Origin of the sequence: Pollutimonas bauzanensis (assembly GCF_040393045.1) — a bacterium.
Taxonomy (GTDB): Bacteria; Pseudomonadota; Gammaproteobacteria; order Burkholderiales; family Burkholderiaceae_B; genus Pollutimonas; species Pollutimonas bauzanensis_A.
The window spans coordinates 1-11,245 of the sequence record NZ_JBEBUX010000131.1 but is presented as its reverse complement, the minus strand read 5'-3'; the positions used below and the strand labels follow the sequence as shown (position 1 = coordinate 11,245).

Annotated in this window: 10 protein-coding genes and 1 tRNA gene; 2 read left to right on the top strand and 9 right to left on the bottom strand. The window is 55.3% G+C overall.

The genetic code is table 11. The annotated features are described in order from the left end of the window. Nucleotides 1-340: 340 nt before the first annotated feature. From ABWO67_RS16495 to ABWO67_RS16470, 6 genes are all read right to left on the bottom strand, one after another. Nucleotides 341-416 (bottom strand) — tRNA-Asn (locus ABWO67_RS16495). A gap of 128 nt (nt 417-544) precedes the next feature. Continuing rightward, nucleotides 545-1,090: a ferritin-like domain-containing protein gene (locus ABWO67_RS16490; RefSeq protein ID WP_353153488.1), complete on the bottom strand. Its 546-nt coding sequence runs from the start codon at nt 1,088-1,090 to the stop codon at nt 545-547. Nucleotides 1,091-1,231: 141 nt separating this feature from the next. Next, a complete protein-coding gene (locus ABWO67_RS16485; protein ID WP_502930035.1) occupies nt 1,232-2,824 on the bottom strand; it encodes a DHA2 family efflux MFS transporter permease subunit in 1,593 nt (530 codons plus the stop codon). After that, nucleotides 2,821-4,005: an HlyD family secretion protein gene (locus ABWO67_RS16480; protein ID WP_353153485.1), complete on the bottom strand. Its 1,185-nt coding sequence runs from the start codon at nt 4,003-4,005 to the stop codon at nt 2,821-2,823. Before ABWO67_RS16480 ends, ABWO67_RS16485 begins: the two co-directional genes overlap by 4 nt. 14 nt (nt 4,006-4,019) lie before the next feature. Beyond that, nucleotides 4,020-5,429: an efflux transporter outer membrane subunit gene (locus ABWO67_RS16475; protein WP_353153483.1), complete on the bottom strand. Its 1,410-nt coding sequence runs from the start codon at nt 5,427-5,429 to the stop codon at nt 4,020-4,022. Nucleotides 5,430-5,563: 134 nt separating this feature from the next. Then, entirely contained in the window at nt 5,564-6,112 is a 549-nt protein-coding gene (locus ABWO67_RS16470) for a MarR family winged helix-turn-helix transcriptional regulator (RefSeq protein WP_353153480.1), read from the bottom strand. Between the two features lie 142 nt (nt 6,113-6,254). Between ABWO67_RS16470 and ABWO67_RS16465 the strand changes: the two genes are divergently transcribed. Continuing rightward, on the top strand, nt 6,255-7,187 hold the full coding sequence (locus ABWO67_RS16465) for a DMT family transporter (RefSeq protein WP_353153478.1): 933 nt from the start codon (nt 6,255-6,257) through the stop codon (nt 7,185-7,187). Here the strand turns inward: ABWO67_RS16465 and ABWO67_RS16460 are convergent. Then, nucleotides 7,184-8,413 carry a DUF3734 domain-containing protein gene (locus ABWO67_RS16460; protein WP_353153474.1) on the bottom strand — a complete coding sequence of 410 codons (1,230 nt, stop codon included), beginning with the start codon at nt 8,411-8,413 and terminating at the stop codon, nt 7,184-7,186. The two genes, ABWO67_RS16465 and ABWO67_RS16460, sit on opposite strands and share 4 nt — an antisense overlap. Before the next feature lie 73 nt (nt 8,414-8,486). Beyond that, complete coding sequence (locus ABWO67_RS16455; protein ID WP_353153471.1) at nt 8,487-9,377, bottom strand: LysR substrate-binding domain-containing protein; 891 nt, start codon at nt 9,375-9,377, stop codon at nt 8,487-8,489. 95 nt (nt 9,378-9,472) lie between these two features. On the opposite strand from ABWO67_RS16455, the gene ABWO67_RS16450 reads away from it, so the two are divergent. Continuing rightward, nucleotides 9,473-10,570, top strand: a complete 1,098-nt coding sequence (locus ABWO67_RS16450) for a YeiH family protein (protein ID WP_353153469.1) — start codon at nt 9,473-9,475, stop codon at nt 10,568-10,570. Between the two features lie 90 nt (nt 10,571-10,660). Here the strand turns inward: ABWO67_RS16450 and ABWO67_RS16445 are convergent. Next, a partial coding sequence (locus tag ABWO67_RS16445) for a SirB2 family protein (RefSeq protein ID WP_353153467.1) occupies nt 10,661-11,245 on the bottom strand: 585 nt, incomplete at its 5' end.

Here is an 11,245-nt window from a genome sequence, read left to right as displayed (position 1 = left end):
GCCGTCAGCCTTAAAAGAAGGGTGACGGCTTTAATTCGTTTGAAGGTAAATGGGTTCATAGGTCGCGGGGAAGCGCGTGGCGGCCCGACCATCGCATACCCTGCCACACAGGAAGTGTGAGCACCCAAAGAAAGTATAGTCGATCTTGGCCCAAGATCGACTATTGTGGAAATAGGTGATCCGGCAGCATCCACCAGCAGTGTAAGTAAACAGCAGCTTTACTATAAAAGCAGAAACAAAACAGCCTCACCGAAGTGAGGCTGTTTTGCTTTTTGCGGAGCGGCTCCATTTTTGCGGAGCAATAAAAAGGCCTTCAATTGCTTGAAGGCCTTGGTATTCTTGGCTCCCCGACCAGGGCTCGAACCTGGGACCTGCGGATTAACAGTCCGTCGCTCTACCGACTGAGCTATCGGGGAAAAGTAAAGAAGCAGAACTATAGCACATACTTTTGCTGCGATGCAAATCGGGGCTGGTCTGCAGGGAAATAGGATGCTTCAAGCGCCGGATTTCGGCGCTTGAAAGTCAATGGGGATGCGGCTTTACGTCAATCCAGCAGGTCTTTCATGTCGTCGGCATGCTCTTCTTCCACTGCCATGATTTCGACCAGCATGTTGCGCGTAGTGGGGTCACTGTCGCCGATGCGTTCTATCATTTGCCGGTACGATTCGATGGCAACACGCTCGGCGATCAGGTTGGCGATGATCATGCTCCTGATGTCGCCCGAGTCGTCGTATTCCGCGTGGCTGCGCTGGGCCAGGGTGGACGGATTCAAATCAGGCTCGCCGTCTAACTGGACAATACGCTCTGCAATCCGGTCGGCATGTTCTTCTTCTTGTTGGGCGTGTTCAAGGAACTCAGCCTTGATAGATTGGTTGGTCATACCGCTGGCTGTGTAGTAGTGGCGTTTATAACGCAGTACACAGACCAGTTCTGTGGCTAACGCCGCATTCAGCATCTCGACGATTTCTTCGCGGTTGCCTTTGTAGCCTGATGGAATCGCGCCATCGTCCAGTTTTTTTGCGGCTTGACGAATGGCGGCAACGTCTATGGGGCCACCGTGGCTGGCGTGGGTGTTTTTATTTGCGTTCATGAGCATCCTTTACCGATGGGAATATAGAAAACCGTTCAGGTGGTGGAGTGCCACCACAATCGCGGGCCGGATTGCGCGTTGTCACCAAGCAATCCGGCATGTTCCCCCACATCAGCAATTTATATGCCTGAACAATCTTGCCTAATGGGCCCCTGCGGCGGCGTCACCGGCGCCGCTTTTATTGGACTTGGGGCGTGCAATCCATACCAGGCCCATCAGGATCAGAAACAAGATGGCGGATGCATAGAAGATATCGGTGGCAGAGATCGTGAAGGCTTGCTGATCAATTATGTTGTTGATAACGGCAACGGATTGCTCCAGGCTAAAACCCTTTTGTTGCAGGCCTGCCATCGCTGCATCAAAGGCAGGTTCTCCTGGTCGCGCGATTTCGGTAAGTTGGGCGTGATGCAGGCTAGCTCGGCTGTCCCACATGGTGGTGGTGATGGATGTGCCGAACGCGCCAAACAGTAGTCGCACGAAATTCGACAGACCAGCCGCCGAGGGGATGCGGTTGGGATCCAGCCCCGACAGGGTAATGGTGGTCAGCGGAATAAAGAACGTGGCCATGGCCGCCCCTTGGATAAAGGTGGGGATCATGATCGTGACCAGATCGACCTGTGTATTGAAGTTGGCGCGCATATAGCTGATGAGCGCAAAGACAAGGAAGGCAAATGTGGCAATCAGCCGGGGGTCGTGCTTGGATAGCATTTTTCCTACCAGCGGTGAAAACAGAATCGCCAGAATCCCTACCGGGGCCGAGGCAATGCCCGCATAGGTGGCGGTGTAGCCCAGGGTGCTTTGCATCCATAGCGGCAGCAACACCACGGTGCCAAAGAATAGGCCATAGCCTACTGATATCGTGATCACGCCGGCAGAAAAGTTGCGATTCTTGAATAAAGTCAGATCCACAACTGGATGCTTGGCGGTCAGTTCCCAGATGACAAAGAATACGAACGATATGATGGCAACGACAGCCATGCTGGTAATGGCGGGGCTGGCGAACCAGTCCAGTTCCTTGCCTTTGTCCAACATCAGTTGCAGGGCGCCTACCCATAGCACCAGCAGAGCCAGGCCCATGGTATCGATAGGAAGCTTGGTGCGGACAGAGTCCCTATGCTTGTATAGCTGCCAGGAGGCCCATCCGGCCAGCAGTCCCACCGGAACATTAATGTAGAAAATCCATGGCCAACTGTAGTTGTCTGAAATCCATCCACCTAGAAGCGGGCCGGCCACTGGCCCCACCAGGATGGTCATGGACCACATCGCCAGCGCCATGCCGGCCTTGTCCTTCGGGTAACTGCCCAACATCAATGATTGGGACAGGGGAATCATCGGTCCGGCCACAGCGCCTTGCATGATACGGAATAGCACCAGCGATTCCAGTGACCACGAGAATCCGCACAGCCAGGATGTCAGCACGAAAAGCAGTACGGACAGCACAAACAGGCGCACTTGACCGAATCGCTGTGTAAGCCATCCAGTCAGGGGAACGGTAATGGCGTTGGCGACAGCGAAAGAGGTGATGACCCATGTGCCTTGCGTTGCACTCACGCCCAGGTCGCCTGCGATCGTCGGAATCGATACGTTGGCGATGGAAGAGTCCAGCACATTCATGAAAACGGCGGATGAAAGCGCGATCGTGCCAAAGAGTCGCGCACGGCCTTCCAGCGGCTTGTGGGCCGGCGCCTGAGGCATTGGCGCCGGGGCGGGGCTGTTTATTTTGGTGGCACTCATGAGCCCAGGTTTTCGGCAATGATTTTGTTGATCTGGGCATCTGCGCCGCCGGTATTGTCCGTAAATACGGCGGTCTTCAGTTGTGTTCCAGCAAACACGCCAACGTTGGGCGTTTCGGGCTCGTCAAGCGCTACCTCTACATTCATGGACAGGCCTACGCGCAAGGGGTGGTCGGCCAGATCTTTGGGATCCAACATGATTCTGACGGGCACCCTCTGTACGACTTTGATCCAGTTGCCACTGGCGTTCTGTGCCGGCAACAAGGCGAATGCGCTGCCTGTTCCCGCAGCGATGCCTTGCACTGTGCCATGATAGGTAACCTTGCTGCCGTACAGGTCTGCCGTAACCTTGGCTTGTTGGCCTGGTTTCATATGCCGCACCTGGCCTTCCTTGAAGTTGGCCTCCACCCAGACTTGCTGCAATGGAATGATGGTCATCAGCGGCGTACCGGGCGCAACATGCTGGCCCACCTGTACCGAGCGCTGTGCAATCATGCCGTCGACTGGCGCTGGCAAGCGCGTACGGGCGTTGGTGAGCCAGGCCTTGCGCAACTGGTCGGCAGCCTGCATTACATCGGGGTGAGCCGACACCGTGGTGCCGGAGGTTAGTGCCTCATTGGTTTTCAACGTGGCCTGAGAAGCAGCTAATGCGGCCTGGGCTTGGGCGAGTCCGGCTTGGGCAGCCTTGAATGCAGTTTGTGCATGCAGAATTTCCTCGCCGCTGATGCCGCCGGACCGCGCCAGGGTTTGGCGGCGTTTCAGGTCGCTTTGGGCTTTGTTCAGATCGACTTCGGCACGTTCAATATTCGCCTGGCGCATGGCGACGTCCGCTTCCAGCGCATCGTTTTGCACGAAAATAGTACGAGTGCGCCGAACCGCCTGGGCCAGTGTCGCTTCGGCTTGTTTCAAGGCTATGTCGGCGTCGCTGGCGTCCAGCTGCACCAAGGGCGAGCCTTTACTGACGCGCTGGGTGTCGTCGGCATGAATGGCCACGACCGTACCAGGAATTTGCGCGGTGACTTGTACCAGATTGCCGTGCACGTAAGCGTCGTCGGTCGATTCATAGTTGGCGGCGAACAGGGCCCACCAAATTGCATACACCACGCCTATGGCAATAAAGATGAGCGTGGCGATGATGAGTAGGTGCTTGCGGCGGGAGGCCATTTTTTTGTCGGAAGTCATGGGTAGCTCGTATTTCAGTGAGTGTTCTTCGTGTCGTCGCCGTATCCGCCACCCAGGGCCGTGGCCAGTTGGGCATCCAGGTTGAAGGCGCGGGTGTGCATGTCGGTGTTCAGGATGGCCTGTTTCTGGACCTCGTTCTGAGCCAGCAATACTTGGACAAAATTCCCGAGTCCCGATTTGTATCGCTTCACGGCAATGTCATAGGCGGACGTAATGGCGCGTAGGCTGGCCGCTTGATCCACTGATTGCTGTTGCAAGGCTTTGATGGCGACGGTGGCATCGGCCACTTCTCGTACTGCGGCCAGCAAAGTCTGGTTGTAGTTGGCAATGGCCAGATCTCGTTCCGCTTGCTTGGTGTCCAGGTTCGCGTTGAGCGCGCCGCCATGGAAAATGGGTAGGGTGATGGCTGGCCCTACACCATAGGCCTGGCTGCCGGATTGCAGCAGGTTGCCCAGGCCCAGCGACATGAAACCGGCAAAAGCCGATAAATTGATATTTGGGAAGAACTCCGCCTTGGCAGCCGATATCTGGCTGGAGCTGGCTTGAACGCGATACTTGGCAGCAACAATGTCGGGACGCCGGCCTAGCAAATCAAAAGGGATGCTGTCGGGCGTGCCGTCGGGGGCTTTGGTCAAACTCACGCTTCGTATGTCCTTGCCAATTTGTGGGCCAGAGCCAGTCAGGGCGGAAATTTGATTACGCAGCAGAGCGGCATTGGTGCTTGCCTGGCTAAGTTGTACCCGCGCGGATGAGACGGCCGAGTCGGCCTGGTTCACTTCCACTTCAGTATCAAGGCCGGCGGCAACCCGTTGCCGCGTGATGGCTGCCACGTTTTCCAGCTGCTTCACGATTTTGGTGATTACGGTTTCCTGGGCCAGCGAGTTCTGAAGATTGAAATAGCTTTGAACGACGCTGCTGATCAGTGAGTTGCGGGCTACTTGAAGGTCGGCAACCGATGCCTCCTTTTGGGATGCGGCCGCGGCGTAACTGGCGCGATTGCGGCCCCATAAGTCCAGGTCGAATCCCACGTCCAATCGCAAGCTGTTGTCGGTTTGCATCGAGCCGCCGTAGGGCGGCGGATAAATATAATTTTCCGAGAAGCGCTCGCGCATCATGCTGTAGCCCGCATTAAGTTGCGGTAACTGGACGGCACGTGCGCCGCTCACCGCGGCGTTGGCCATGTCCAGGCGCGCCTGGGCGGCGGCGAGGGACGGGCTGCCCTCCAGTGCGCGACCAATCAGATGATCAAGCTGTGGGTCTTGGTAGCGTAGCCACCATTGCGTTGTGGGCCAGGATATGGCGCTGTCTTGCAGCCCCGCTTGACTGGCTGGCAGCTCGGTCAGGGCGGATTGCCCCGGGTTGATTGCCGCGCAGCCGGCGAGGGCGGTAATAAGCAGCAGGGGTGCGAATAGCTTCATAGACATGGCAGGGCGCGACAGGTAATGGGTTGGCATTGGCTTACAAATAGCTGAATATGGTTGACTAGTTGGTATCTGCCTAGGCAGGTAAATAGCAAAAAAAACCAGGGGCGGACTGGTGAATATGGCAATAAAACGCGTTACTTTTCTGCATTCGAGTCGCTTTCAATATTTTTACCATTGTCCAGCATGCGTTGCAGCAGGCTCATCAGAGTTTCGACTTCGGTTTTGCTGAACCCTTGCAAATGGGTATTCAAGGTTTTGGCTACTGCCGGCAGGATTTGGGCCGCAACATCCTGGCCGGTGGCAGTCAGTTCCAGCCTGACGACGCGGCGGTCATCGGGGCAGCGCTGGCGAGTCAGGAAATGTTTCGCTTCCAGGCGATCCAGCGTGCGCGTCATGGCTCCCGTGTCGACGTGAGTTTCTCGTGATAATTCGGCGGGTGTGTTGATATCGCGATATCGGATCATGACCAACGGACGCCACTGCATGGCGGTTAAGCCCAGCGGAGAAACGTTCTGGTCTATCATGCGGTTCAATGAACTTTGCACTAACTTGATCAGCAGGCCGACATTGTTTCCCTGTTTTAACGAAGCTGGGTTTGCGCTGTAGAAACCCTGTTTTCCATAGGCTTGGGCCGTAGTGGGCTTGGATTTCTTGGGCATGGCAGAATTATCGAGCTTGGTCATGCAGAAATTTTAGCGCGATATATTTGCTCAGGCAACTATTGTCTAAGCATTGTTTTGCAACACAGTCAATGTTTAGGCAAAATAGCAAACTGGTTTATGCCCGCCGTCATTTCCGCTGCTCCTTAACCTTTATTGCGATCTTATGAGTTCTAGCCCCTCCAGTGTCGAAGCAACAAAATCAAAAGAATTCTGGATCGGGTTTTTCTTGGCTGGGCTGGGGGCCATCTTGTTTTCGGCCAAGGCCATCGTGGTCAAGCTTACCTATCGCTACGGAGTAGACGCGCTGACTATCATCGGTTTTCGCATGATGTTGTCGTTGCCGTTTTTCGCTGTTGTCGGTTTGTTGCAGGCACGCAAGGCGCGATTGGGTAAATTGCCGCGCCTTACGGTTAAGGAAAGTCTGCAGGTCATCTTTCTGGGTTTTATCGGCTACTACTTGTCCAGCTATCTGGATTTTCTGGGATTGCAATATATTACGGCCGGCCTGGAGCGCCTGATACTGTTTTTGTCGCCCACGTTCGTGTTGCTGATCACCGCGTTGTATTTGAAGCGGCCGATTGCAGCAAAGCAGTGGTTTGCGTTGGCCATGGCCTATCTTGGGGTAGTGCTGGTTTTCCTTCAGGATCTTTCCCTGGAAGGCGACAACGTGATGCTGGGATCGGCTTTTGTGCTGGCTTCGGCGCTGACTTATTCGGTTTACATCATCAGTTCGGGTGAATTAATCAAGCATGTGGGGGCAACGCGTCTGGTTGCTTATGCCATGTCGGTTTCAGCCGTGATCAGCATGATCCACTTCCTTAGCGTGCATTCGTTGCAGGGGCTGGCGCAGCCATTGCCGGTGTATCAATTGTCCTTGCTGCACGCGGTTGTCCACACGGTAGCACCGACCTTCATGATCATGTGGGCAGTAGCACGTATTGGCGCACCCATGACCTCCCAATTGGGCTTGCTCGGGCCTGTGTCGGTGCTGTTTCTTGCCGGCTGGATACTGGGCGAACCCATCACGACCTTGCAACTGGCAGGGACCGCTTTTGTGCTGGTTGGCGCCGTGGTGCTGGGGCGCCGGCCAACCTAGTCGGTGCCGCCCGCCATAAACGTGGCATTCCCGTTCATACGCTGTTCGATTTCCTCGCGATGCACATCATGCGTCACGAAGCCCGCTTCATTGTCGGGCATGGCCAGCCAGTCGGGATTCTGCAGTGTTTCGCGTATGTCTTGCAGTCCGCTCTCCCAATGCTCACGCATGGTCGCAAGGCCGAACTGAAAGTCTTTATAGTGCTGTTCATAAGGCTTGTTGCGGTAAATAAGATGGATGACGTTATAGCGCTTGCTGCATGCCAGTTCCTTGGCTAACTGGTGGTAGGTTTTATCGGCAAGGGCTTCAGGGGGGATATCGTCAAGCATGCGCAACAATAGACGACGCAGGCGCTGCCGCGTGCGCAGTTGCTCAGTGACCAGGCGGGTGCGGCTGGAGTACTGAATATCCTTGATGCGGTCGGACACTTCGCTCATGTTGGAAGGAACCACGCCACGCGCGCTCCATAAATCAACCTGGAATGCCAGCGTGTCGCGGATGGGCCTGGATTCCAGCACTTGGGCAAGCGGCGTGTTGGATACCAGGCCGCCGTCCCAGTAATACTCGCCATCGATTTCCACGGCGGCAAAGGCGGGGGGCAGCGCGCCCGAGGCCATGAAGTGTTCGGCGCGCAGTGCTATTTTGGTGTTATCGAAATAGGCAAAGTTTCCGGTTCGCACGTTTACAGCGCCTATCGAAACTTGATGTTCGCCCGAGTTGATCCGATCAAAGTCGCACAGTCGCTCCAGTGTGTCCTTAAGCGCCGTCGTATCGTAATAACTGGCCGTCTTAGGGTTGCCAGGCGTTATTTGCGGGGCGGGCGGAAAGCGTGGGGAAAAAAAGCCTTTCTGGCCATCTGCCATGGCGCTGACAGCGTGCCAGGCGCTCATGGATTGGCGTACTGTATCGTTCAGATTAAAAAGCGATTGTTCGAAAAACGGATGCAAGCTAATGCCTGAATTAGGCTGGCAAATCGTTTCCCAGAACTCGGTCAGGCGGGCAATACGTGTTTCGGGCGGGTTGCCCGCAATAATGGCGATGTTGAGCGCCCCGATCGATATTCCAGCCAAGGTAGTGGGTTTGATGCCGGCCTCGTTCAGGCCTTGATAGACGCCTGCTTGATATGCGCCCAGGGCGCCGCCGCCTTGAAGGACAAGGGCTACGGTTTCGTAGGGCGGCAGGAGGGGGGCGGAGTCATTTGGCAAGCTGATGGGAGTAGGGCTCATGCCGGTATATCCTAAGTATTGCTGATTTTCCAGTTTGACACGATACCATTGCGTCGGTTTGACGAAATGGCATTTATTCCTTGTCGGCAAAAAGGCTCAGCACGAAAGCGTCTATCAGGGCGCCACGATACCGGGCTTTGTGCAAAACCAGGGATAGCCGTCGATGCAAGTTCAAGAAAGGGGTGTGAAGGATTTTCAGGCGCCCCACAGCAACTGAATCAACGGTGGCCGCCTGCGGCAGGCAAGCGATACCAAGACCTGCGATCACGGCTTGTTTGATGGCTTCCACTTGGCCTAGTTCAAGTAGTATGCGCCCTGGCGGAAGCGATGTCAGGGCTTGCTCTGCCAGTACGCGCATTGCCGATCCGCGTTCGCGCAGTATCCACTGAGCATCCTTGAAGTGCCTGGCTTTCAGGTTTTGATGCTGAGCCAGCGGATGGGATGGTGCGGCGCAAACTACCAGCGCATCATCGCGCCATGCGATGACGTCCAGTTGAGGATGGTTCACCGGGCCTTCGACACAACCAATATCAGTGCGGTGTTCCAGCAAACCAGTGGCAATCTGGTCGGTATTTTCCACACTGACGTGCAGTGATACCAGCGGATGCTGGGCTATGAATGGGCCCAGCAGTTCGCCTACCAGGTAATTGCCTATGGTGTTGCTTGCGCCGACACGCAACTCGCCCGTCAAGGTTTCAGGGTGCTCTCCGGTCTGGCGCAGCATCTCATGGAGCCGCTCGATCACTTCCTGAGCCATCGGCAATAACTCTTTGCCTCGAGGACTTAGGTGCAAGCGGCCTCGTTCCCGATGAAACAGTTGTGTGCTGAGTTGCCGCTCAAGCTCTGCCAGCGCCATGCTGACTGCAGGCTGGGTAACGAACAGTCGCTCAGCCGCGGCGCCAACCGTGCCTGTGGCAGAGATAGTGACAAAAACTTCGAGTTGGCGAACGCTGATTCCGATCATAAATAAAGTTTATATCTTTTATAAGTATTAATGAATTTTTTTATTAACGTGGGTTGCCTAAAATAACCTCAGGTTATTAACATATTGCGGACATCATGCAAGTTCCATCCACTACTTCTGCGTCAACGGCACTGGCTACTTCGGTAAGCGCAGTCGGCACTCATCAGCAAACGCGCCGCAAAAAAGGTGAGCATACCGCGCCGCGCGCGCCTTCATTGTTTTATGGGATTGCACTTGCTGTCGTGGTCGGTATTTTCGCCATGATGCTAGGGCGTATGGTGCCCATTATCGGCGGGCCGGTATTCGGTATTGTGCTGGGGATTGCGATTCGCAATACGGTGGGTGTGGGCCTTATGTTCAAGCCGGGACTGGAGTTCACATCGAAGAAGGTATTGCAGTGGTCCATTATTGCCCTGGGCTTTGGGTTGAGCATCCAGCAAGTGGCCAAGACCGGCATGGAATCGCTGTCGGTCACCCTGGTCACGATTGCGGTTGCCTTTGCGACCGCCTATTTTTTGGGGAAGTGGCTGAACATACCGTCCAAGCTCAAGATGCTGATTGGCGTAGGAACCGCTATTTGCGGCGGTTCCGCCATTGCCGCGGTCACTCCCATCATCAAGCCCGACGAGCACGAAACTGCTTTCGCGATTACGACGATTTTCATCTTCAATATCATTGCCGTGATTGCGTTTCCGTTAATGGGCCATTGGTTGAATATGTCGGATGTAGGGTTTGGGATGTGGGCCGGTACAGCGATCAACGACACCTCTTCAGTGGTCGCCGCAGGCTATAGCTACAGCCAGGAGGCAGGTGACTACGCCACGATTGTTAAGCTGACTCGTGCCACATTGATTATTCCGATTTGCCTGGGATTGGTCATTATCGAAGCCTGGCGTCATAAAAAGCACGGTACCGGCGGCTTTAGCCTGGCGCGCATTTTTCCCTGGTTCATCCTGTGGTTCTTGGTCGCTTCCGCAATACGCTCCACCGGCTTGATCCCTGAAAACATGAACGTGCCATTGCAATTGTTGGCTCAGATTTTAATTATTGTTGCGTTGACAGCCATTGGCTTGTCGTCGGATCTGCGGCGCATGGTAACGGCGGGGATTCGGCCAATATTGCTGGGCTTAGGTGTATGGCTGGCAGTGTGCGTCAGCAGTCTGATCGTGCAGCATTTTATGGGCACTTGGTAAGGCTGCCTGGAACGAAGGCGGCCCGCTCTGCCTGAGTCAGTGCCGGGCGTAACGCCGCCCAGCACGTGAAGCCTCAGTCGGTTTGCTGGATTATGCGAACCACGAAGCAGGCGTCTTATTGATTGCCACGCCGACAATATAGAAGAAAATGGCGATGGCAATCAGGGCGGCAATGCCGCGCGTCTTCGCAGTTTTGCCACGTTTGATGGCGATAGTGCCCACACCGATGTACACCACCACCAGAACGATCTTGGTAAGCACCCATGGTTGCATGCCTGCCGCGCCCAGCAGGATAGACAGGGTGATGCCACAGACCAGCAAAACGGTATCGACAATATGCGGCACGATTTTGACGATGCGGCGTCCGAGCAGTGCGGATCCGGTAACTGACCAATAGGCACGTATCATGAAGAATACGATGCTCAGGATGGCGGCGGTCATGTGAAGATGTTTGATAGCGATGTAGTTCATGTCGTTGATGCCAAAAGCCTGTTGAAGGTGAAAGTTGGATTGTAGATGGTAAGCGTTGGTTGCTGGTGATGCCATTGGTCTATTGGTTTCTTGAACGGCGGCTGCCACAGGGGCTGGGACCGGCTCAACGCTTAGCGGCCCTGTGCTGCGCCAGGGCTTCCCGGGCCAAGGGCCTTTTCCGTGGCGCCCGCGAACTCGCAGCGC

Coding starts and splice junctions, on each gene's coding strand:
- ABWO67_RS16490 (WP_353153488.1), bottom strand. CDS start 1,090: ATGAACGCAAATAAAAACACCCACGCCAGCCACGGTGGCCCCATAGAC.
- ABWO67_RS16485 (WP_502930035.1), bottom strand. CDS start 2,824: ATGAGTGCCACCAAAATAAACAGCCCCGCCCCGGCGCCAATGCCTCAG.
- ABWO67_RS16480 (WP_353153485.1), bottom strand. CDS start 4,005: ATGACTTCCGACAAAAAAATGGCCTCCCGCCGCAAGCACCTACTCATC.
- ABWO67_RS16475 (WP_353153483.1), bottom strand. CDS start 5,429: ATGTCTATGAAGCTATTCGCACCCCTGCTGCTTATTACCGCCCTCGCC.
- ABWO67_RS16470 (WP_353153480.1), bottom strand. CDS start 6,112: ATGACCAAGCTCGATAATTCTGCCATGCCCAAGAAATCCAAGCCCACT.
- ABWO67_RS16465 (WP_353153478.1), top strand. CDS start 6,255: ATGAGTTCTAGCCCCTCCAGTGTCGAAGCAACAAAATCAAAAGAATTC.
- ABWO67_RS16460 (WP_353153474.1), bottom strand. CDS start 8,413: ATGAGCCCTACTCCCATCAGCTTGCCAAATGACTCCGCCCCCCTCCTG.
- ABWO67_RS16455 (WP_353153471.1), bottom strand. CDS start 9,377: ATGATCGGAATCAGCGTTCGCCAACTCGAAGTTTTTGTCACTATCTCT.
- ABWO67_RS16450 (WP_353153469.1), top strand. CDS start 9,473: ATGCAAGTTCCATCCACTACTTCTGCGTCAACGGCACTGGCTACTTCG.